Raw genomic sequence first — 23,407 nt, 5'->3', positions numbered from 1 at the left:
TTGTTAAGAAAATGGAGAAAAAATATGGTGATAGTAGTTGGATCTTTTACCTTTAAAATAGATGCTTGAACTTCTGATTACTTATTTATCGTTGTTTGTTAGGGAAAAAAACTTATCTTTTCAGTGATAGGAAAGAGGAGTGATGCCATTAAAATGATTAAGACGTATCGAAAGATAAATGGACGATGCAGCAAATCTAAATGATCTCGAAGTTTATTAATTTTGGGGGGAAAAGCGATGGTGCATGCAGCTTAAGGTGATATTGTTTGGGGAAGGTAAGATATCTTATTTTAATGTGGCTGCTTTACAAGGCTAAAAATATGGTATGGAGGGAATATCTAGCATTATTCTTTATGTCTGTAGTTTCAGAATTGCTTTGTCGAAAGTGTCCTGCAAGAGATTTTAAAAGTTATGACTTTTAAAAAGCTTATTATAAAGTTGGTAAATCGTTGATTAAATCACTAAATGATCGCATAATCTCTCAGTTTTTTGATATTGATTAACAATATTACAAGTGCCAAATCAGAGTTGGGCGTGTTTTGTATTGTTGGTTTGATAAGGCAGAGCTGTAATTGAAGTGGTTTGGCAAGCATTTTCGACATTGCATGAAAAAATGGAATGCTAATAACTTGTAGGAGCCTTTCAAAAAACTTATTGTTCTTGCAAAAAAACTTTACATATAATAAAATATATAAACTAATAGTTGTGCTGAATGGGGGCAGGCAGTTACAGCAAGATAATTTTTAAAGGCTGAGTGTGTATTTATACACAAGGGGGAGCAGCGTTAGATGGGCGGTTTGTCAAATCGCGTAAATCAATAACATCTTTTATATGTCCTTCAAGCTTGATGGAGAAAATGTGTTGCATTGTTAGCAGTTAGTGCGTCATTCTCATATTAAATCAAGACAGAGGAAATCTATTGTGTTGAAGGATGTCATCTTCGGTGATGCGTTGAACGAGGGAGAGAAAGCATTCAAAAAGGATGCTTGTGTTGATTTGGTGCGGACATGTTTAGGAACAGACTTAACGAAAAGGTATGTTTGAAAGAATCATTTGCGTGCAGATTAAAAATACGGTGGGCAGAATAAAAAACGAGAAAAATTCTCTTAGTTTTTTTGACACAGAAAATTATCATCAAAAATAGTAACCCATTTTTGATGAAGCTAAAGCAAACAACTAATATAAAGTTTTTTCGATCACAGATCAAAACATTAAAGTTATTGCGCAATTTCAAAGCACATAGGTAGCATATAAATACAGGGCGTAAAAATTGCTTTGAGACAATTAAAAAGCGATAAAAATGCTAGCAAATACAAGTAGTCTTATAATGTGTCAGCAGCTTTTTGTTAAATTGATAAGCGGTTATATTCAACGTTGATTATACTGAATTCATAGTAAGGAATATTATGAATAATATTTATTTATAACAAGAGGGAGATCAGATGTATAGCACAATGACAATGAGGCAGTGATAAAACGAGCAAAACTAAATGAAATGATTACATTGTAAGTGAAAATATTGGTATTACGTTTATAAAAAAATATGCGGTGGGATTTAGTTTATTGAATTCGAAGGGAGCGAAAAGTAAAAATAGTTAAACACAGATAGTACAGTAAAAAATAGTGTATCAAATAAATATGGCAAAACGTTCATAATTTGGGACATACTGACAAATTTAACGCTGTGAGTTGATCTATCAAGAAGGCAATTGGTTGCCTCTTGGTGAGCAAAAAATTACGAGAAAAATTATCGAAAAAAAAGGGGGGGAGATGTAATGTCTGATATTTATGATTGGTCGCTAATGGCTGATGAAAATGCAAATTCAGATAGTATCATTAATTGGGCAGAAGGGCAGCCGCCTAGCTCTGTTAATGATAGTGCGCGGGCAATGATGCAGCGTGTGCGCGAGTATCTTGCAGATAGTGGTGGTTCTATTGATTCAAAGTTTGTTGTGAATGCAGAAGATAAAACAACATCAATTACGCTGACAACGGTTTCACCTATAGTAAAATACAAGAATGATATCATTATACGTTTTAAAGCATGTGGCGTAAATATTGGCACGACGACAGTAACCGTTAATAACATAGGAGAGAAGCTTATCTATAAAGCGACAGATGTAGGTGTTACGCCATTAGAAGGTGGTGAGCTACAAACAGATGCTATTTATGAAATGGTGTATAATGAAGATATTTCAGTGAAAGATCGTGATGGTTGGTATTTATTAAATCCCACACCTCTTCCACCACCAAAGATAGAAATCTTTCCTTGTGGGTTCATTGCTACATTTGCTATGCAAGAAATACCCAGTGGTTGGCTTTTATGCGATGGTACAGCTTATAAGCGTGAAGATTATCCGCAATTATTTAAGGCAATAGGTGATAAATGGGGGAAAGACAGTAATACAACCTTTAAAGTTCCCGATTTTAGAGGGATGTTTTTGCGCGGTTTTGATGATGGTCGTGGTTTAGACCAAAATAGAAATTTTGCAGATATACAAAAAGATAGCATAAAGTCGCATACGCATGATTGCACCATTGAGAAGACAGGCGAGCACACGCATGATTTCCCGCATCGTGGTAAAGTGGTTGGTAGTGACAGAGTTGGTCATGGTTCAGGTTTTGTTTCTGCATTGTTCCTTGATGTAACAAAACCTGCTGGTATACACACGCACAAAGCAACCATTTCTTCAACGGGAGAGACAGAAACACGCCCTGTTAATGCAACAGTCGTTTATGCCATAAAATCATGAGGCTTTATTGTGTGGTAAATAATTGTTTGCCATTATATAATATTCCTGATGTAGAGCAAATCCAAGTTATTTTTCATGTAAATAATAAATAATTGATGTGTCGCTGATGTGCTTGAGAGTATCAAAAATGATATTTGATAATTTTTCAGTCAGTAATTTTAGGTATTTGCATATTGATATCTCAATTTCTTACAAGAAATATTACAAGAAAAAATGGTTGAAAGTTATTTGTTTTTTGCATGTAAAAATATGGAGAAAATTGATAAAAGTTACCGGCAATTTGTCCACTAAGTGATTTGTCGTAAGGTTGAAGGTGCGTTTTTTAAAACGTATGAATATATAAAATTTTCAGTGTGGGGCAAAAGAAGTAACATATTTGTAATATGTAATGTTGCCCCATAGAGAAGAGTTCCATTTAAAACAACTCTTGAGATGTTCTTCACGCTTCATTTTATCGTACAGCTTGATTTTTTGATGTAAGCGAACAGATTGTTGAAAAATCACTCATTTCATAAGGAAGATGCTGTTTGTGGCAATATAAAAGGTGTATCTGTTTTAGGCAATTCAGAAACGGTTAAAGAACAATGATAGGCATCGCGTAGGTTTTGTGTTGTCAAAACGGTAGAGGCATTTCCTTCACAATAAATCTCTCCCTGCTTTAACAATATCATTTTATCTGCATAATGTGCGGCAAGATTAAGATCATGAAGAACAGCAAGGACACCACCACCACGACGCGCAAAATTTTTTGCAATATCCATAACAACAAGCTGATGTTGGATGTCAAGATTAGCAATAGGCTCATCTAATATCATCCAACGAGGGACTCCATTATAAACAGGTTCCCAGATTTGGCAAAGTACACGGGCAAGCTGTACTCTAGCTTGTTCTCCACCTGATAATTGATGATAATATCGATCACTATATTCAGCTAACCCAACATGTTCTAAAGCTTTTTGGGGAAGAGTTTGCAATTTAGTTTTTGTGGTGGTGAATCTGTTTACAGAGATACCAAGTTCCACCACTTCATGAACTAAAAATGGAAATGCTAACGTTGTTGATTGCGGCAGCACTGCGCGCATTACTGCCATTTCATAAGCTTTTGTTTGTGTAACTTCGTAACCGTTTAAAGTTATTTTTCCGCTGTAGGGAATTTCTCCACTTAGCGCTTTAATAAAAGTACTTTTTCCAGATCCATTAGGGCCGATAATAACAGTGAGAGCACCACTTTCAGCTTGGAGATCAATACGATTAAGAATCTGTTTTTTTCCACGTCGAACATAGATATTAGTTGCCTCAATCATGAAAAATTTGTCTCCCGTTTACATATAAGTATCCAAAGAAAAAAAGGGGAGCCAAAGAGCGCTGTAACAATTCCAATAGGCAATTCTGCGGGGGCAACAATTAAACGTGCAAATGTGTCGGCAAAAATAAGTAATGCCGCTCCTAAGAGAGCTGAACAGGGGATAAGGTAACGATGATCGGGACCAATGAGCTGACGTAAAATATGTGGAACAACAATACCAATAAAACCAATCCCACCACTGACAGCGACTGCGCTCCCACACATAAGTGCAACAAGGAAAATAGCAATATTTTTAACCCGTTGAATATGAAACCCAATATGACTAGCAACAGCTTCTCCAAGGGTGAGGGCATTAAGCGCTCGTGATAAAAAAGGAGAAAAAAGAAGACCAGCACAGATAAAAGGAAAAACAAGCCAAACCTTCAACCATGTTGCACCTGCAAGAGAGCCAAGATTCCAAAATGTAATATCACGTAATTGCTGATCATTTGCAATAAAAATTAACATTCCGATAATAGCACTACTTAAAGCACCAAGGGCAATACCTGCAAGAAGCATTGTTGCAATAGAGGTACAATTATGACGCGTTGCTATTGTATAAAGGATAATTGTCGATAAAAGTCCGCCTACAAAAGAGCCTATGATAACTTTGTATGACTCTAGAAAAGGTGCAAGTGAAACAGGAAAGGTAATACCGACAACAATTGCTAAAATAGCTCCAAGACCTGCACCTGCTGATACACCTACAATCCCAGGGTCTGCAAGAGGATTGCGGAAAAGCCCTTGCATAAGAACACCAGAGACAGCTAAAGACGCTCCAACCAACAATCCCAAAATAATACGAGGAAGTCTTATGTCAATAAATATGAGGTAATCACGAGTTTTACTGCTTACTGAAAAATCTTGCGTAAGCATCACATGAAGAAGATTAATAAAAGAAACGTTTGATGCGCCATTTAAAAGTCCACCAAAAATACTGAAGATAAGAAACATTATTAAGCTTAATAATAAAATTTTTCCCAAGTGTGCACGGTTTATTTTCTTATCTTCTTTTGTTTCAGCTATATGCGCTATGGGTGCATTATTATCGATCATTTTGATCAGCTCTTATCTTTTTGATTGACACCGTAAAGTATATTAATAACTTCTTTCGATGCATTTGCAGTGCGTGGACCAAATCCTAAAAGATACATGACATCCATCTGTTTAATGGCATGATTTTTTGCTGCAGTTGTTGCTTGAATTGCTGGTATGGCTAAAATTGCATCAATATTAACAGGTTTACCGCCATATTTAGCAAGTAGAATAACATCAGGATTTATTTTTAATAACGCTTCATTATTTAGAAGTTTGTATCCTTTATAATCAGAGACAGCATTAATACCACCTGAAAGTTTTATCATGCCATCGGCAGCTGTATCTGTTCCAGATGCCATAACGCGTCCATTTTGTACGGATAAAATAAAAAGGACGCGCTTTGGTTGTGGTATTTTTGCTAAAAGGGCATCATTATCCATAAAATCACGGTTCACTTTTTCAATCAATGCAGCTGCCTGCATTTCTCGATGAATAGCTTTTCCAACAAGACGAATTTTTTCTACTACGTTTTCACGGGAATAATCTTCTGGCACAATGACTATAGGGATCGATGTTTTTTTGAGAATATCAATTGTTGAAGGAGGACCACTTCCCTCAATAAGTAATATGCCTTCTGGGGCAAGCGATAAAACACCCTCAGGTGAAAGAGTACGCATATACCCAAGTACAGGAAGTTTGAGTGCTTCTTGTGGGTAGACACTTGTACTGTCACGGGCAATAAGCCTATCTTGGGCTCCCAATGCGTAGACAATTTCTGTAAGTGCTCCACCAATGGAAACAATTCGCGCATTCTCAGGAAAATGCTCTGTAGGCTCAGCAATCACTTGTTTAGAAAAATAGGGAAAAGAGAGTAGTATACAAAAAAGAAAAAGGCTCGAAAATCTATGCAAAAGGGACGCAAACATATCCGATTTACCTTCCTAAGTTGTTGTTTTTTCTTGAATTTGAGGTAAGCTATTCAATAGAGAGCGCCACTCTTCACGCTCTTTTTGACCTTCCTTGCGCATACCAAAAAATTGAATAATCATCTCACCATTTTTATCGAAAACTTCAAGTGAACTGACATAACCATCATTTGTAGGTTTACGAACACGCCATGTACTATTTACACCAGAAACTAACAAATGCATGTGAAATTTTTGATCAAGAATATTAAGCCAAGATTCCACTTGTTTAATATTTTTTACTTGTCCACTGAAAATTTGGATACATCCTTTGTTGCCAACAAAACACATAATTGGTATTTCTTGTTGCGCTACTTGATTGAGCATTATTTCAATAGCTTCATTTTTTAATTCATCGGCAAATTCATTTCCTGCATATTTTACAGCATCGTGTCGGTTAATTTTGAGTTCAGAAATAATCTTATGCAGCTGATGAACATCAGTCATTTGCCGCCATGAATCTCTAAATTTTTCAACATCCATTTCTACCGCGGCACGTTGAGCTGGAGTAGAGGCGGAAAGTATATTAAGAACAGGAGATTGATCTTCGTGAAGCAACTTGTCAACAAGTTTAGCCCACTCTTCCATATTTGTTGTATCTTTAGGATAAAGTTTGAAAATAGCAACGCCATATTGATCAAAGAATTGCAAACTTTTCGTGGGTTTTCCAAGGATGGTCATGTCATATTCAAAACCAAATTCCCATTGTTTAGGAAAAATACGCAAGTCAATTTCACCAAGTGTAAAAGGAATATGCTGGCTTTGAAAAACTTTTTCAAAACATCCTGTTACTTCGTGGACAGCATGTTCATTGCGTGTCAACGCCATAACTGTTCCAAGTTTAGGAGCATTTTCTAGGAAAGTGGTAACATCAGCTTGTAGCCTTTTTGCTTTTCCAATTGTACAATAAGCAGCAATAAGTTCTGCTTCAGATATACCAATCGAGATTGCAAAATCACGATTAAGCATCTCTTTTTTTTCTTCATGCAGATTAATGATCTTCTCGGCTGTATATAACATAGAATGCACTTTCTTTCCGCCACTAATTTTGAGGGCTCTTTTTTTTAATTCCATATCTTAAAGGCGAAAAGTTGAGCTATTATCAACTAATAGTTCAACCTATCGCCAAATAAGCTATCACTTCTAATAGCAGAACAATCAAAAAACGATAAATCAGGAATAATTAAAGTCTTTATTTCAAATTCTTTTAATTTAAAAAACAATGAAAACAAAAACATAACACGTTATTCTTTTATCGATATAATTTTTTCAATTGATCCAAAAATTAAGAGAAGTGACTAAAATTTTTGCATCAATGATACCTTAAAGTTCCGACCAGGTTGGCTGTAATAATCTTTTGGTGTTGAGCCTTTGCTGCTAGGAAAATCTGATACAATCCAATATTTATTATTAAACAAATTATAAACACCAGCTCTTATAACAGGTCCCCTTTCTCCCAATGGTTTCCACCAACCTGAAACATCGACAACCTTATATCCTGGAATTTTTTGGTATTCTGGATCTTTTTGGGCAACTTTGTCACGTTTGGCTACTACAGTAAACGCTACATCTGTTCCCCAAACCTGCTTTGCATATCCGAACCCTATAACCGCCTTTAAAGGTGAAATTGAGTTAAGATACTCGCCTTTTTCGAGATCTTTTCCTTGCGAATAGGCAAGAGCAAAATTGCTACGGAAGCCATTATTAAGGACCAAATGCATTTTTGTTTCAACACCTGAAATACGTACCCTTGAACGATTTACGTAATGTCGACGTGAAAGTCTAAATTCTTCTGATGGACCTTTGTCTATGGTGTCTACGAAATCCTTATATTGATTAATATAGGCGTTGAGAGAACCACCGAAGTTCGCATTTCCATATCGTATACCAATATCATATCCATTGCTCGTTTCTGGCTTCAGATCTTGATTTCCTTTTGAATAATAAAGAGAAGGTTTGGTATAGGAGAGATAAAGTTCTGAGACACGTGGTGCACGGAAAGCTTGCGCCCATTGAGCATAAAATGTCATTTGATTATGAATGTCCCATTCCATGCGTAGTTTAGGAGAAAAACGTGAACCAGTTCTTTCTGGAGGATATTCTGCAGAACCTAATGCCTTCTCATAAGCAGGTGTTTTTTGAGGAGTATGCTTGTACCAATCATAACGAATGCCAGGTGTTAGACGAAAACGATCATCTGCAAATCCAATCTCATCTTCAAAAGCTACACCAAAATTGTAACTATTCGTATCTGGTGATTCTGATCGATTAGCTGGCAAAAAAGCACATCCTCTTGCATTTTCTTGCAGATGACAATTGTCTTTACCTAACATATAGTGATGAAATTGAGATGATAAAACATTTGTGGTAAGCTTGAATGTACTACTTACATTACCAATGTTGACTTTTTTGAGAGCATTGGCATTTAAACCATAATTGGTATTACGTATAAGATTATCTCTTAGATAATTTCCTTTTGGTGCCGCAACACGATATCCATTGAAAATGTGATTATTAAACTGTTTTTGCCAATAAAGCTGTCCATGAAACGCATCAAAAATAGCATCTCCATTTCCGTTATAATTATAAGAAAGAGAGAGACGCTCACGACGTTTATTGTCTTTTTCATAAACAGATCCTGGATAATATCTTGTAGATGCATTTAATGAATGAGTGAGACTATTATAGCCAAAGCGTTCCGCTGTAAAACCAAGACGATGGTTGTCATCAATGTATTGATGAATTTTAAAAAGCAAATTAGTTTGGTCAAATTGGACAGGATTTTTACGAGTGCGTTCTCTATATCCCTCTATTGTTCCCATATTTTTACGTTGATGACCTTCTGTACGGGACCCTTGAAAAAGCAAGAATGTTTGAGAGTTTCGTACTGCAACAGCTTGATCTACGCGCCAACTGTCATCAACAGAATTATAACCACCTTTTATAAGACCACCCCAATTTTTTCCCTCACTAATAAGGTCTTCAGGATTAAGGGTGCGTAAAGCAACAACTCCTCCTAGTGCACCAGATCCATAAAGACTAGAATCTGAACCTTGAATAATATCAATTGTGGAAAGCGCATTAAAGTCAAACGTTGTGTTTCCCGTTGCTTTTTCAAACGCTTGGCTGCGCACTATATCATCAACCCACGGAAGAGTAATACCATCTATTGTTGTAAGAACACGCTCTGAATTCAAGCCACGAATCACAAAACTATTATTCTTTGGATTATAAGTTACGGATGGATCAAGACGACTGATATCGTAGATATCAGTTATCTGCTTTTCATTAAGATCTTTAGCAGTTTTACGATCTGTCAGAATAGTGATTGAATCCGACAAATCTTTTATTTTTGTTCCTTGAATAACGATTGGCTTTAGTTCAGTTATAGCACCTTGACCATTACTTTGTGCAAAAACAAATGAAGGTATACAAACTGAAAGCGCACCCAACATTATATAGCTTTTATAGATATTTCTTCGTCTTATTTGCATAACGCATTATAACCTTTTCTTAAATACCCCCTCCATAGTTTGAAATTTACGCATAAAAAACACCTGCTTTGCCAATTACGAAGTAGCTAGCCAAACAGGAATGACTTGATATTTAATACAAAATCACGGAAAAACCATATTAAACATGACAAAATCAGTCAAGAAAAAAGTTGCAATTTTAAAATAGCCTGTTTTAATGAAATTAAGCACCAAATATTAAGCTTAGTATAGCGGTAAGAAAAGTTATGAATTTTGAAAAAATTAAACGATTATCAACTCTGTGGGTAGGTGCGTTTATTGGTGCTTTTTCTCTGCATTTAGCATTGGGAGCGCAGTTTTATTTTCGCAGTGCTGGTGTAAGTGATGGCACGTTCTCGCCAACTATTATGTTAACTTTTGCGCAAGAAACTATATATCCAGATGTTGATACAGATTTATTGGATACCAACAAAGATGTGCCAGATGTCGATTCAGAAGTATTGCAACCTGATGTTTCAGAGCAAGAATCAGAGATATCAGAATCAGATGATGAGGTTCAACCAGAAGAGCCTGAGCATACGGTAGAACAAAATGATTTGACAGTACCTAAATCTTTGGAAAAACCTCCTCTTCCAAAAGTGGAGCACGAAGTACTTGCCAAAAAATCGATACCACAATCAAAGACTGTGGTAAAACAGCGTAGTGCAAAGGCGGTACGTTCGTCTTCCGCTCGCTATGGTAGTAATGGGGCAGAGCTTGAAGATGCGTTGTCAGCAGAGTGGTTGGCAAAGGTACAAGCACAACTAGAAAGACAAAGAAATTATGTTGCGCGACAGCGTACCAATCGTACAAAAGGGACGGTGCAGTTAGAGTTTAGAGTGCGTGAACAGGGGAATATTTTTTCTAGCCGTATTGTACTCTCTTCTGGGGATCAAGAACTTGATCGATTGGCTATGGCAGCGTTGCAACGTGTAGGCAATTTTCCACCTCCACCAGCGTCAAAGGTGAATAAAATTATCAGAGTGTCTTTAATCTTTAGCTAACTTTTAGCACTGCTGATTTTTATAACTGTGTATTATGATTTTTGAGTAAAAGAACAGAATAAACTATTCTTTCAGTGGAGAGGATTTTTATGGTTTCCATCTGCCAGAAACAAGGTCAGTTTTTATGTCTGTCGTTCCAGTAAGTCTGGCTTTGTAAACTTCATAATTTTCCATAACGCGCATCACATAATTACGCGTTTCTGCATAAGGGATGCGTTCAATCCAGTCAATCACTTTATCGAGAGGTTTTCCTCTCGGATCGCCGTAACGTCTTACCCATTCATGAGCACGACGAGGACCTGCATTGTAACCGATAAGAGTCAATATGTAGGATCCGTTAAAATGTTCTAATTGTTCATCTAAAAAATGTACGCCTAATATAGTATTATAACTGACGTCATTGCCTAGTTTGTTTGGCAACCACGTGATTGAATGTTTTTTTGCAAGTGCTTTTGCTGTTGTTGGCAGTAATTGGAGCATGCCTTGTGCTCCTGCTTGTGATAAGGCTGTTGGATTAAATTCACTTTCTTGGCGTGCAATAGCATAGACAAGCGCTTTTTTTGTCGCAGAAATATTAGTAGATGTTGGAATAGCACCAATAGGGTGAGAAAGTGCACCGACATTTTTACCTTGAAAAACAGCAGTTTTTCCAATTTTTAGGCTAGTGTGATAGTCGCCATTTTTTTCTGCCATCACAGCCAGAAGAGCTAATTCGCCAGGGCTTTCTATTTTTCTTCCGAGTTCTTTATAAAAAATTTTGGCAAAATTAGCATAGCCTGCTGCTTCAAGTCGCTGAATTACTTTAATAGCATTTCGTTCCTTAAAACGTTGTCGTTCGGCAGTCGTTGGTTTTGGATAAGAGATTTTCAGTTTTTTTTGGTTAAGCCGTGAAGCTGCTAATTGACCATAATATGTTGCACCAAAATGGGCAGCACGAAGGAAATAACGCTGAGCATTTTCATGTTCACCTAAAGTTTCTGCCGCTTGTCCCATCCAGTAATATCCACGGGATGCTGAAAGAGGCGCGGAAGATAATTGAGGAATACGTGCAAAATGATGCATTGCTAATTTAGGATTATGAAGAAATCTGAGTGCATACCATCCTGCGTGAAACTCAACATCGACAGCTAATGAAGATGTTATGCCAACGTGCGTTGCAACGAGTTGATAAGCAATTTTAGGTTTGTTTAAATCGAGCATTTCGCGAGAGAGGGCACGTCGCACTATCCACCATGCATCAGGATTAACAAGACTTTGTGCACTTTGAGGCGTTTGCATCATGAGTGCTGCTGCTGCACTGTATTGTCCAGTTTGCCGAAGATAACAGATTTGAGCAAACTGTAAGAGAGGATTTTTTTGCCATGATCGTGCAGCAGCGCGTAACTTTTGTATAGCTCTAGGGTCATTTCTTTTAACGGCAACAAAAGCGTTAAAAAGAGATTGAGCATGAGCTAATTTTGCAACTCGCTCAGCTGACGCAATTCGATGTGCATAGAGCATAAATTGCATACGCTTGAAATGATCAATAGGCTTTAATGCAGCACTTGCATTTTTTAAAACAAGTTCTTCTTCTTTGGCATTAAGCTTTGCTTTATGCCACCATGGCGCGATGATTTGTCGTGCACTGGCGGTTTGCCCAGTTGCGATAAGTGCTTTAGCAAATATAGCCATACCTTGTGCTGTGATAGGAGAGCGATGAGCAAATTTTTGGATGATTACATATGCGGAATGCGCTTCATTGATAAAAGCATGTTCGGCATTTCGTTGCATAGTAGCCATGCCAGGCCATCCTTTGAGTTCATTAATAGCATTGAATATTTCGGCACTTGGGATGTCGGTTTGATTTGATATACTGATAGCCCATGTTAAAATGTGTCGATCAAGGCTATTTTTATTCATTGAATTACGAATAATTATTGTTTTTGCAATATCATTATTTGCAAGTGCGTTTAAGCCAGCTTTAAGTTGATTGAGTGTACTGTTGATCGTAGGCGTAATCTGCTTTAATGGCTTTGTGGGTTTTTCTTTCACAATGAGGGTGATAGGTCGCGCTAAAGGGATTGGCACTTTTTTGGGCAAAAGAACTGTTTGTGCAAATGTATTTGACGATAAAGTTGTTATTGCCAGTATAGGTACAGTAAAGGTTAATACAACAAGAGGAGCAGAGAGCGTACGCATAGAAAAAAGACCTTGAGACCTTGCTTTTTATAAACACTCTACGATTTCTAAAGTGGAAGCATGAAAAACGGGTTAATGTATGGATAGTATTTTGAGAAAAGACTCTAAATTGAATGAGGATACATACTAATCTTGTGAGAGCTTTTGTGAAATTCATCTTGCTTCAACGATAGAGCAAGATTATGCTTTATTATGGGAAGTTTGTAAAGGCGACTATTTTAAATAAAGTTAACATTACAGGGAGTTTATTATGCTCAAGGGAGCCGTGACCGCGCTTATCACACCTTTTGATGACAGTGGCGCTATTGATGAGAAAGCATTTTGCAAGTTTGTTGAGTGGCAGGTCACGCAAGGTATCAATGGTGTAAGTCCCGTTGGTACCACGGGTGAATCGGCAACTTTAAGCCATGAAGAGCATAAGCGTGTTATAGAATTATGTGTTGCACAGGTTGCTAAGCGTGTCCCTGTTATTGCTGGAGCGGGATCAAATAGTACAAGCGAGGCTGTAGAGCTTGCACAACATGCAGAAAAGGCAGGTGCAGATGTGGTTTTGGTTGTAACTCCCTATTATAACAAACCTAACCAGCGTGGTTTATATACGCATTTTTCCTCTATTGCGAAAGCTATTTCTATCCCGATTGTGATTTATAATATTCCTGGGCGTTCTGTTATTGATATGACTGTGGAAACTATAAGAGATCTTTGTCAGGATTTTAAAAATATCATTGGTGTTAAGGATGCGACAAGTAAAATTGAGCGTGTCAGTGAACAACGTGAAAAATGTGGCAAAGATTTTGTGCAGCTTTCTGGCGATGATTGTACAGCATTAGGTTTTAATGCACATGGAGGTGTGGGATGTATTTCGGTTTCATCTAATATTGCTCCAAAACTTTATGCAGAGCTTCACGCTGCTTGTTTACGTGGTGATTATAAAAAAGCTCTCGAATTAAATGATCGTTTGATGCCTCTCAATCGTGCAGTGTTTATTGAGCCAAATCCTGCAGGGATTAAATATGCTGCTGCAAAATTGGGGCTTTGTGGTGAAACTGTTCGTTCTCCGATTGTTCCATTAGCAGACAGCACAAAGAAGATTATTGATGCGGCTCTGCAACATGCAGGTCTTGTTTAAAGAGTAAGATAATATTGATAGAGCTATGAATAAAAAAAAGAACGCGCTAGTACGAAAAATAATTGCTGACAATCGTAAGGCTCGATTCAATTTTGAAATTCTCGATAATCTTGAAGCTGGTCTTGTACTTCAGGGAGCGGAAGTGAAATCTTTACGCTCCAATCATGCTAATATTGCTGAAAGTTATGCTAGTTTTGAAAATGGGGAGTTATGGTTAGTTAACAGCTATATTCCTGAATATACACAGGCTAATCGTTTTAACCATGAACCGCGTCGTTTGCGTAAATTATTAGTTTCAAAACGTGAATTGGCGCGTTTTTTTAACGCGACTTCTCGCGAAGGAATGACGATTGTTCCACTCAAACTTTACTTTAATGAACGAGGGCGCGTTAAGTTAGAGATTGCTCTGGCACGCGGAAAAAAACTTCACGATAAGCGTGAAGTGGAAAAAAAGCGTGATTGGGGACGTGAAAAAGCACGACTTTTAAAAAAATATGGATGATAAGAAAAAAATATGGATGATAAGATTGATTGATATATCCTTTTTTATTGTACGATTAATGGGCTTTCAGTGTTGGTCTAAATATATTTTTGCTGCTTGAAAAACTTGATGAAACATAACCTCTGTTAAGCGACCAGTGTTGGTATTATAGCGCGAACAGTGATAGCTTGAAAAGATACGTAATCTGCCAACGTCACTGATTCTTCCATGTTCGAAAGGGTGTGCCAAAATTTTTGCATTTAAAGCGCGTATAGTTGAATGGTGAGCAATAGTGCCAAGAGTGATAACGGCTTTAAGATTGGGAAGGTTTGTTAAAAGGGGCGAAAAGAAATATCGGCAAGTGTTAATTTCGGCACCAGTGGGTTTATTTTCTGGTGGGACACAACGAACTGAGTTGACAATTGCTGCATCAATGAGTTCAAGGCTATCATCTGCTCTTTCCTCAAAGGTGCCTTGGGCAAAACCAAATTTTTTTAAAGTGGAATAAAGTAGTCGTCCAGCATAATCACCAGTAAATGGGCGACCAGTTCGGTTTGCACCGCGTAATCCAGGAGCAAGTCCGACAATCAGAAGACGCGTTGTAGTTGCGCCTTTATAAGGAAAAAATGGACTTACTGGTGCATTATACCAGCTTGGTTCTTTTATCCTCCAATCGCTGATAAATTTATGCAAGCGGGGACATAAATTGCAATTTTGTGGGGGTCTTGGACAAAGCGATGTTAATTGGCTATGCATGGCATGGGCATCAATCATTTTTATACAAAATCCTTTTGAGTTATTTATGAGGTATACGACGGATTATGTTTTTGTAAATAATCGCATGATTAAGCTATTTAAATATTACTTGATATAGAATTATTGCAGATAACTTTGAAAAAGAGGCAGTTTCTTAGCGATTAACACGATAAACAAGACGGTTAATGAATACAGCGTTCAGTGGGATAAAATTTTTTATGTTTAACAAATATATTATCATAAATAGCTTGCATGAGACTGTCATTGTTTTGAAAATTTTTAATAAAATTGAATGATTGATATAACTTTAAAGAGTGAAGATTTCAGAGCATAATTTCATTAATAAAAATGCAGTGCTTTTGTTTGAAGTTAGTATTATGAGAATCTTTTTTAGAGCAGCATTCATAATTGAGCTGCATAGGTTATGCTTTTTTATGAAGCGCTCAAAAATTTTCTCCAAGAAGCTTTTTTGCAAAAGTATGAAAGCTTGTGTTGTTTTTCTTGTGTTTTATTTTGATTGTTGTATATAAATCATTTAATATGAAACTTAAATCTTTAGGAAAGAGGCATAAATGGCTCGCGTAACAGTAGAAGATTGCATTGATAAAGTCGATAACCGATTTGAGTTAGTGCTTTTAGCTGGGCATAGGGCGCGTCAGATTTCACAGGGCGCTCAGATTACGATTGATCGTGATAATGATAAAAATCCAGTCGTTGCTTTACGTGAAATAGCAGAAGAAACGTTATCGCCTGCTGATTTGAAAGAAGATCTTATCCATTCGTTGCAAAAGCATGTAGAAGTAGATGAGCCAGAAGTGGTAAATGAATTTATTTCTCACTCAGGGGAAGGCGGCAGTGTTTTCAGTACATCATCGGAAGAAGAAAACTGTCCGTTTGATTATATGTCAGAAGAAGATCTTTTAGCAGGCATAGAAGGTTTGGTTGTTCCAGAGAAGAGTGACGATTATTAATTTTAGCGATTCGTATCATGAAAACTACTATACGTTATCATGGAAAGCAGTTGTTTTTTAGTGAGAGAATATTCACGTTCAATGAGGATTAAATTGTGAAAGTATAAAGGATCTTCTTATATGATGCGTCAGTGTGATCTTGTTGGGCGTGTTCAACGTTACAAGTCTGACGTGGATGAGGCTCTGTTAAATAGAGCTTACGATTATGCGATGCGAAAGCATGGTCACCAAAAACGTGCTTCGGGGGATCTTTATTTTTCTCATCCTTTAGAAGTTGCCGCTATTTTAACAGATATGCGGTTAGATGAAGCAACAATTGCTGTTGCTCTTTTGCATGATACCATTGAAGATACGAGCGCAACACGGGCAGAAATTGATCAGCTTTTTGGATCTGAAATTGGTAAGTTAGTTGAAGGACTTACAAAACTTAACAAGCTTGATCTTGTATCGAAGAAAGCAATACAAGCAGAGAATCTTCGCAAGCTTCTTATTGCTATTTCCGATGATGTTCGTGTTCTTTTGGTCAAACTTGCAGATCGTCTTCATAATATGCGCACACTTGCTGTTATGCGTGATGATAAACGTCGGCGAATTGCTGAGGAGACAATGGATATTTATGCGCCGCTTGCTGGGCGTATGGGTATGCAGGATATGCGCGAGGAATTAGAGGATCTTTCCTTTTTTTATTTGAATCCAGAAGGTTATCATACGATTACCAATCGACTTTCTGAATTATCGAAGCGCAATCGTGATTTACTCTCTACGATTGAAAATGAATTGACAAAACTTTTTTTTGAGAATGGCATTAAAGCTGATGTTAAAAGTCGTCAAAAGAAATCTTACTCAGTTTTTCGTAAAATGGAAAGCAAAGCATTATCTTTTGAACAATTGTCCGATATTTTTGGATTTCGCGTAATTGTTAAAACGGTAAATGATTGTTATCGTGCTCTTGGTGTTATCCATACTACGTGGCCAATGGTTCCTGGTCGTTTTAAAGATTATATTTCTATTCCAAAGCAAAATGATTATCGTTCTATCCATACAACGATTGTAGGTCCTTCAAGACAACGCGTTGAATTGCAGATTAGAACTGCTGCTATGGATGAAATTGCTGAATATGGCGTTGCGGCGCATTCCATTTATAAGGAACACGGTTCTCATTATTCGACTTCAAAGTTATCTAGTGAGACCAATGCTTATGCATGGTTGCGCCAAACGATTCAATCTTTATCAGATGGGGATAATCCAGAAGAGTTTTTAGAACACACAAAGCTTGAGCTTTTTCAGGATCAAGTTTTCTGTTTTACCCCGAAAGGTCGATTGATTGCCTTTCCTAAAGGTGCCACACCTATTGATTTTGCTTATGCAGTTCACACTGACATTGGTGATTCTTGTGTGGGGGTAAAAATTAATGGTCGCATTATGCCTTTAATGACCAAACTAAAAAATGGTGATGAAGTTGATATTATACGTTCACAAGCTCAAATTCCTCCAGCAGCTTGGGAGTTTCTTGTCGTAACGGGAAAAGCGCGTTCAGCTATTCGTCGAGCGACTCGCGCAGCAGTACGTAAGCAATATTCAGGTCTTGGATATCGTATTCTTGAACGTTCGTTTGAATATATGGGCAAACAATTTTCAGAAGATGCTCTTAAGCAAGTGTTGCCACGTTTGGCACGCAAGGATGTGGAAGATGTTTTGGCAGCTGTTGGGCGTGGCGAATTGCCTTCTGCTGATGTAATTAAAGCGGTTTATCCTGATTATCAAGATCACCGCGTGGTACAAAAACCATCTTTTAAGCCTGGGGAAGAAGGTTGGTTCAACATTGAAAATGCTCAAGGCATGATTTTTAAAGTTCCAGAAAATGAAAATGGTGCAACTTCAGAGAAGAAGCATCAATATAAAGCATTACCTATTCGAGGAACTCAAGGAGATATTCCAGTTCGGTTTTCTCCTGAAGGAGCTGTGCCGGGAGATCGGATTGTTGGCATTATGCAACCTGGTGCAGGAATTGTTATTTATCCAATACAGTCTTCGGCTTTGATGGCGTATGATGATCAGCCAGAACGGTGGATTGATGTCCGCTGGGATATCGATGCACAAATGAGTGAACGTTTTCCTGCTCGGATTAATGTTTCGGTTGTTAATAGCCCTGGTTCCTTAGCAGAAATTACTCAGGTTATTTCTGCCAATGATGCTAATATCCAAAATTTGTCTTTTATTCGTACTGCACCAGATTTTACAGAAATTATGATTGATTTAGAAGTTTGGGATTTAAAACATTTGAATCGTATTTTTTCTCAGTTAAAAGAAGCAGATTCGGTTGGTACAGTGCGTCGGGTTCATGGATAAAATGAGAGATTTTGTAATGAATACACAGGATGTGATTGATATTTTTAAACAGGCAGACGCTATTATGGAAGGGCATTTTATTTTAACATCAGGTCGCCATAGCGCTACTTATATGCAAAAAGCGAAAGTATTCATGCATGCTGACTTGACGGAAAAATTGTGTTGCGGGTTAGCTGAAAAAATCAAAAGATGCGTTGAAGGAAAAATTGATTACGTGGTTGGTCCTGCAATTGGCGGTCTTATTCCCTCATATGAAACTTCGCGTCATCTTGGTATTCCTTCTCTTTGGGTAGAGCGTGTGAGTGGCGTATTTCAATTACGTCGTTTTGAAATCAAGAAGGGTGCGCGGGTTGTGATTGTTGAAGATATTGTAACAACAGGTCTTTCTATTCGTGAGACAATCGAGGCTCTGGTTGCAGCAGGGGCAGATGTGGTGGCAAGTGCGTGTATCTTTGATCGTTCTGGTGGTAAGGTTGATGTTGGAGTTCCGTTGATTGCCCTTGCTGAGTATGAGATAGTATCTTATGCTAGTGATGCACTTCCTGCTGAGCTTGCTATGATTCCAGCAGTCAAGCCAGGAAGTCGAAATATTTAATGTCTTTATATTTTTTTGTTTTTGTGCAAAAATTCAGTGCGATTAATTTGAATCATATAAATCATTTCGTTTTCATAAGATGTATATTGAGAATCATATGCTTTTTCGCCGTCGAGAATCAGTGAATTTTATAAAGCGTATACGACTTTGGTTATGGCCGCGTCGTTCATTTTCTCGTTCATTTTGCTATATGCGGAAACGTATTTTGCGTATATCGGCAACACCGCATAAAGTAGCATTGGGTTTTGCTGTCGGTATTTTTTTAGCTTGTTCACCTCTTTTAGGGGTGCACATTATTTTGGCAATAGTTTTTTCTTGGATTTTGCGCGGAAATTTTGCAGCAGCAATCATCGGGACTGTTTTTTCTAATCCGCTGACATTTTTATTTATTGTTATGGTAGATTATAAAATAGGTTACTTGTGTTTATCGCTTTTTAACGATGTGAATGAAATCTCTCTTTCTCAGATTCGTGCTTTGTTTGATGGTTTGACACTTTCGAATGCATCTCTCCTTTTCAAGGATGCGTGGAACTCGATCATGATGCCAATGATTATCGGTGGTATCTTTTTAGGTTTTATTTTAGGCAGTTTTTCTTATATAGGTGTTTACAGAGCAATAACCCGTTTTCAACAAAAGAGATATCAAAAGATTATGAAAAAGAGGCGTTTATGGCAAGGAAATTCGAGTAATATCTCATGATCGTTGGGCTTGGAAATGATCTCATTGATATCAGACGCATTGAGAGAATGTTAATTCGTTACGAGGATCGTTTTATTCAACGTATTTTTACGGATATTGAGCAGAAAAAATCTGAAAATCTCGCAGAAAAATCTTCTTTTTACGCCAAAAGGTTTGCTGCCAAAGAAGCATGTGCTAAAGCTCTAGGCACGGGAATCGCTTGCGGTGTAAGTTGGCAAGATATGGAGGTAGTTAATTTACCATCTGGAAAACCAATTATGAAATTAAAAAGTCGCGCACAAATGCAACTGCGAAAATTGTTGCCTCCCCATTATGATGCTGTTGTCCATCTCAGCTTAACAGATGATTTTCCTTGGGCGCAGGCATTTATTATTATTGAGGCACTTCCACGTGGATAAATATTGTGGAAGATCGTGCTTTTGTTATTTGAATATTATGATGAACAGATGAGTAGTATCTGTAATGGGAAGGTGGTCTGTAATGATCCAGAAAGAAAAAGTGTATAAAAGAGAAAAAAAAGGCGGAATTTTTGAATTTATTTCCGTTTTGATACAGGCTCTATTTTTAGCTGCGCTTATTCGCACGCTTTTTTTTCAGCCTTTTAGTATTCCTTCTGGCTCAATGCGTCCTACTTTGCTGGTAGGCGATTACTTGTTTGTTTCTAAGTACACATACGGGTATTCTCATTTTTCCATACCTTTTTCTCCTCCTATTTTTTCGGGACGTATTTGGGCATCTCAGCCTCAACGTGGGGATGTTGTGGTTTTTCGTTTACCGAGTGATACAGATATTGATTATATAAAGCGTGTTGTTGGTCTCCCAGGTGATCGTATACAGGTTCGTCAAGGTGTTCTTTATATCAATGATGAGGCTGTTTCACGTCGCTTTATGGGACAAATTCATAACCCTGATATAACAGAGGTTGACTACCCTGTTGATGTTTATCGCGAGACGATGTCTAATGGTGTCACTTATGATACGCTTGATTTAGGATTTTTCCCACGAGTTGATGAAACAGAAGTTTTTGAAGTTCCTCAGGGGCATTATTTTGTAATGGGTGATAATCGAGATAATTCAGATGATAGTCGTTTAAGTGTGGGTTATGTTCCAGAGGAAAATCTTATTGGTCGAGCAAGTTTGATTTTTTTCTCTATCAGTAATGGTTCAAGTGCTTGGCAAATTTGGCGCTGGCCGTTTGATGTGCGTTGGAAGCGTTTGTTTTCCTTTATCCATACTGTTCATGATTTGCCGCTCAATAAGCAGGAGATCAACGATGAAGCGTTCAATCATTGATCAACTTGAAAAATTGACGGGGCATAATTTTAAAGATGAGCATCGATTAAAAAGAGCATTAACGCATTCCAGTGTACAGGGTTTGGAGCAGGGGAATTATGAACGGTTGGAATTTTTAGGTGACCGAGTTCTTGGGCTTTTGATTGCAGAGATGTTGTATCAGTTTTTTCCACAGGCAAGTGAAGGTGAATTATCAGTACGTTTAAATGGTTTGGTAAATGCACGCACATGTGCTGATATTGCGCTAGAAATGGGTTTGCCCGATATGATCTATGTTGGTTTTGAGATGAAAAACTTGGAGGGTCGTCGGCTTACAAATATGCACGCTGATGTAGTTGAAGCTTTAATTGCTGTGATGTATCTTGATGGAGGATTGGAGAGCGTTCGCCCTTTTATTCAAAAATATTGGCAAGGTCGGGCACAGCAGATGGGAGCTGGTCGACGTGATTCCAAGACAGAGTTGCAGGAATGGGCACATGTGCAAGGTTGTGCACAGCCACATTATCAGATTGTAAAACGTTATGGTCCAGATCATGATCCTGTCTTTATGGTAGAAGTAAGTATTCCTGGTTTTGCACCAGAGATTGGACAAGGCAGCTCAAAACGATATGCTGAAAGAATGGCAGCTGAAAAGATTTTACGGCGAGAAGGCATATGGGAAACAATGGGAAAAAATGATCATGGATGACGTTATCAAAACGCGTTCTGGTTTTGTTGTGCTCATTGGGATGCCTAATGCGGGTAAGTCAACATTGGTTAATCAGCTCGTTGGAACAAAGGTTTCAATTGTAACGCATAAAGTACAGACAACACGGACTTTGATCCGAGGAATTGTCATTCATGATGATACGCAAATTGTGTTAATTGATACACCAGGTGTTTTTCGTCCCCACAAACGGTTAGAACGTGCTATGGTATCTGCTGCTTGGGGAGGCGCCAGAGATGCTGATGTTCTTTTAGTTTTGATTGATGTTCAAAGTGCTCTTTCGGATGAAGTTTACGCAATGTTAGATACTGTAAAAAATATGAAGCAGGATAAGATTCTTGTTCTTAATAAGATTGATACAGTTGCTAAATCATCCCTTTTAGCATTAACTGCCAAAATTAATGAGCAAGTGAATTTTTTGCAGACATTTATGATTTCAGCTCTTAACGGTTCTGGTTGCAAGGATTTGCTTCACGCACTAAGCGCAATAATGCCACGGGGTCCGTGGTATTATCCAGAAGATCAAATTTCAGATATGCCTATGCGTCAGCTTGCGGCTGAAATTACGCGTGAAAAACTTTTTCTTCGTCTTCATGATGAGCTTCCTTATTCTTCAACAGTTGAAACAGAAAGTTGGGAAGAGCGCTCAGATGGTTCAGTGAAGATTAATCAGGTTATTTATGTAGAGCGTGATAGTCAGAAGAAAATTGTTTTAGGAGCAAAAGGCGATACAATTAAAGCAATTGGTCAGGCAGCGCGTAAAGAATTAATGGAAATTATGGATCAGAAGGTTCATCTTTTTCTATTTGTAAAAGTGCGTGATAATTGGGACACTGATCCAGAGCGTTACCGTGAAATGGGATTGGACTTTTTAAAATAAAATGAAATGGAAAGAACAAGCCATTATCCTTGGCACACGTCAGCACGGTGAAACAAGCGTTATTCTTGAAATTATGACGCGTCAGCATGGTCGCTATATGGGGGTGGTAAAAGGGGGGCGTTCGCGTCGTATGGCAGCTCTTCTTCAACCTGGAAATTTTGTAGAGGCTGAGTGGTGGGCACGTTTAGACGAACATTTGGGGCTTTTTCGGCTTGAAGCACTTGATTTACATGCTGCACGGTTAATTGTTTTACCAGAGGCACTTTATGCTTTGCAGTTGATAGCTTGCCATTTGCGCCTTCTTCCTGAGCGTGATCCGCATCCTATTTTATATGATATTTTATATCTTTTTATGCAAAATTTTGATGAGCCGCTCGTAAATGCGGAATTGCTTGTACGTTTTGAGATGCGACTTCTTGAAGAACTTGGCTTTGGTCTTGACTTATCCCGTTGTGCTGCAACAGGTCGTCAAGAAAAACTTTATTATGTTTCACCAAAATCAGGGCGTGCGGTATGTGAAGAAGCAGGATATCCTTGGAGAAAAAAGCTCCTAATTTTACCACAGTTTCTTGTACAAAGAACTGTCCGTCCTGCAAATTGTAGTGATATAATGAATGGCTTTATTTTAACGGGTTTTTTTTTAATGCGCCATGTCTGGGAACCACGGGGGATAAAGCAGCCATCAATGCGTATTAATTTAATACAATTATTTGAACGACGGTTTTGTGCGCAAGCGTTAGTTTGTTAATTTG

At 37.8% G+C, this 23,407-nt stretch carries 20 protein-coding genes; 13 read left to right on the top strand and 7 right to left on the bottom strand.

Going from position 1 to position 23,407, the window contains the following annotated elements; translation table 11 throughout:
• The first annotated feature begins 1,775 nt into the window (after positions 1-1,775).
• Positions 1,776-2,753, top strand: a complete 978-nt coding sequence (locus ACMFKV_RS03310) for a tail fiber protein (protein ID WP_336287903.1) — start codon at positions 1,776-1,778, stop codon at positions 2,751-2,753.
• A 509-nt stretch (positions 2,754-3,262) separates the two neighbouring features.
• Here ACMFKV_RS03310 and ACMFKV_RS03305 read toward each other — a convergent pair.
• From ACMFKV_RS03305 to ACMFKV_RS03285, 5 genes are all read right to left on the bottom strand, one after another.
• The gene (locus tag ACMFKV_RS03305) at positions 3,263-4,057 is read right to left on the bottom strand and encodes a heme ABC transporter ATP-binding protein (protein ID WP_413154488.1); all 795 of its coding nucleotides are present in this window, start codon (positions 4,055-4,057) and stop codon (positions 3,263-3,265) included.
• Positions 4,054-5,154: a FecCD family ABC transporter permease gene (locus tag ACMFKV_RS03300; protein ID WP_336287901.1), complete on the bottom strand. Its 1,101-nt coding sequence runs from the start codon at positions 5,152-5,154 to the stop codon at positions 4,054-4,056. The genes ACMFKV_RS03305 and ACMFKV_RS03300 overlap by 4 nt, the downstream gene beginning before the upstream one ends.
• A 5-nt stretch (positions 5,155-5,159) precedes the next feature.
• The gene (locus ACMFKV_RS03295) at positions 5,160-6,062 is read right to left on the bottom strand and encodes a heme/hemin ABC transporter substrate-binding protein (RefSeq protein WP_336287900.1); all 903 of its coding nucleotides are present in this window, start codon (positions 6,060-6,062) and stop codon (positions 5,160-5,162) included.
• Between the two features lie 15 nt (positions 6,063-6,077).
• Positions 6,078-7,121 carry a hemin-degrading factor gene (locus ACMFKV_RS03290; protein WP_413154487.1) on the bottom strand — a complete coding sequence of 348 codons (1,044 nt, stop codon included), beginning with the start codon at positions 7,119-7,121 and terminating at the stop codon, positions 6,078-6,080.
• Between the two features lie 278 nt (positions 7,122-7,399).
• Positions 7,400-9,595, bottom strand: a complete 2,196-nt coding sequence (locus tag ACMFKV_RS03285; RefSeq protein ID WP_413154486.1) for a TonB-dependent hemoglobin/transferrin/lactoferrin family receptor — start codon at positions 9,593-9,595, stop codon at positions 7,400-7,402.
• Positions 9,596-9,840: 245 nt separating this feature from the next.
• Here ACMFKV_RS03285 and ACMFKV_RS03280 point away from each other — a divergent pair, with 245 nt between their 5' ends.
• Complete coding sequence (locus ACMFKV_RS03280; RefSeq protein ID WP_413154485.1) at positions 9,841-10,617, top strand: TonB family protein; 777 nt, start codon at positions 9,841-9,843, stop codon at positions 10,615-10,617.
• 87 nt (positions 10,618-10,704) lie between these two features.
• Here the strand turns inward: ACMFKV_RS03280 and ACMFKV_RS03275 are convergent, their stop codons facing one another.
• Positions 10,705-12,795: a lytic transglycosylase domain-containing protein gene (locus ACMFKV_RS03275; protein WP_413154484.1), complete on the bottom strand. Its 2,091-nt coding sequence runs from the start codon at positions 12,793-12,795 to the stop codon at positions 10,705-10,707.
• Positions 12,796-13,045: 250 nt separating this feature from the next.
• Here ACMFKV_RS03275 and dapA point away from each other — a divergent pair, with 250 nt between their 5' ends.
• Both dapA and smpB read left to right on the top strand, forming a co-directional pair.
• The gene (dapA, locus tag ACMFKV_RS03270; protein ID WP_413154483.1) at positions 13,046-13,924 is read left to right on the top strand and encodes a 4-hydroxy-tetrahydrodipicolinate synthase; all 879 of its coding nucleotides are present in this window, start codon (positions 13,046-13,048) and stop codon (positions 13,922-13,924) included.
• Positions 13,925-13,949: 25 nt separating this feature from the next.
• Positions 13,950-14,426 carry an SsrA-binding protein SmpB gene (gene smpB / locus ACMFKV_RS03265; protein ID WP_336287894.1) on the top strand — a complete coding sequence of 159 codons (477 nt, stop codon included), beginning with the start codon at positions 13,950-13,952 and terminating at the stop codon, positions 14,424-14,426.
• A gap of 66 nt (positions 14,427-14,492) precedes the next feature.
• Here smpB and ACMFKV_RS03260 read toward each other — a convergent pair whose 3' ends face one another.
• Positions 14,493-15,161: a uracil-DNA glycosylase gene (locus ACMFKV_RS03260; protein WP_336288034.1), complete on the bottom strand. Its 669-nt coding sequence runs from the start codon at positions 15,159-15,161 to the stop codon at positions 14,493-14,495.
• Between the two features lie 572 nt (positions 15,162-15,733).
• Between ACMFKV_RS03260 and rpoZ the strand changes: the two genes are divergently transcribed.
• The 9 genes from rpoZ (at position 15,734) to recO (ending at position 23,403) form a co-directional block, all read left to right on the top strand.
• Positions 15,734-16,132, top strand: a complete 399-nt coding sequence (rpoZ, locus tag ACMFKV_RS03255) for a DNA-directed RNA polymerase subunit omega (protein WP_336287893.1) — start codon at positions 15,734-15,736, stop codon at positions 16,130-16,132.
• Between the two features lie 120 nt (positions 16,133-16,252).
• On the top strand, positions 16,253-18,481 hold the full coding sequence (locus tag ACMFKV_RS03250) for a RelA/SpoT family protein (RefSeq protein WP_413154482.1): 2,229 nt from the start codon (positions 16,253-16,255) through the stop codon (positions 18,479-18,481).
• Positions 18,482-18,497: 16 nt separating this feature from the next.
• On the top strand, positions 18,498-19,076 hold the full coding sequence (gene pyrE / locus ACMFKV_RS03245; protein ID WP_336287891.1) for an orotate phosphoribosyltransferase: 579 nt from the start codon (positions 18,498-18,500) through the stop codon (positions 19,074-19,076).
• Between the two features lie 97 nt (positions 19,077-19,173).
• Positions 19,174-19,776 carry a DUF2062 domain-containing protein gene (locus ACMFKV_RS03240; protein ID WP_413154481.1) on the top strand — a complete coding sequence of 201 codons (603 nt, stop codon included), beginning with the start codon at positions 19,174-19,176 and terminating at the stop codon, positions 19,774-19,776.
• The gene (gene acpS, locus ACMFKV_RS03235) at positions 19,773-20,174 is read left to right on the top strand and encodes a holo-ACP synthase (RefSeq protein WP_336287889.1); all 402 of its coding nucleotides are present in this window, start codon (positions 19,773-19,775) and stop codon (positions 20,172-20,174) included. The genes ACMFKV_RS03240 and acpS overlap by 4 nt, the downstream gene beginning before the upstream one ends.
• A gap of 82 nt (positions 20,175-20,256) precedes the next feature.
• The gene (gene lepB / locus ACMFKV_RS03230; RefSeq protein WP_336287888.1) at positions 20,257-21,069 is read left to right on the top strand and encodes a signal peptidase I; all 813 of its coding nucleotides are present in this window, start codon (positions 20,257-20,259) and stop codon (positions 21,067-21,069) included.
• The gene (gene rnc / locus ACMFKV_RS03225; RefSeq protein WP_336287887.1) at positions 21,050-21,757 is read left to right on the top strand and encodes a ribonuclease III; all 708 of its coding nucleotides are present in this window, start codon (positions 21,050-21,052) and stop codon (positions 21,755-21,757) included. Before lepB ends, rnc begins: the two co-directional genes overlap by 20 nt.
• Positions 21,750-22,655: a GTPase Era gene (gene era, locus ACMFKV_RS03220; RefSeq protein ID WP_336287886.1), complete on the top strand. Its 906-nt coding sequence runs from the start codon at positions 21,750-21,752 to the stop codon at positions 22,653-22,655. The genes rnc and era overlap by 8 nt, the downstream gene beginning before the upstream one ends.
• A gap of 1 nt (position 22,656) precedes the next feature.
• The gene (gene recO / locus ACMFKV_RS03215; RefSeq protein ID WP_336287885.1) at positions 22,657-23,403 is read left to right on the top strand and encodes a DNA repair protein RecO; all 747 of its coding nucleotides are present in this window, start codon (positions 22,657-22,659) and stop codon (positions 23,401-23,403) included.
• Positions 23,404-23,407 lie beyond the last annotated feature (4 nt).

The organism is Bartonella propinqua, from assembly GCF_047263965.1.
Taxonomy (GTDB): domain Bacteria; phylum Pseudomonadota; class Alphaproteobacteria; order Rhizobiales; family Rhizobiaceae; genus Bartonella.
This window is presented reverse-complemented; position numbering and strand designations above follow the sequence as displayed.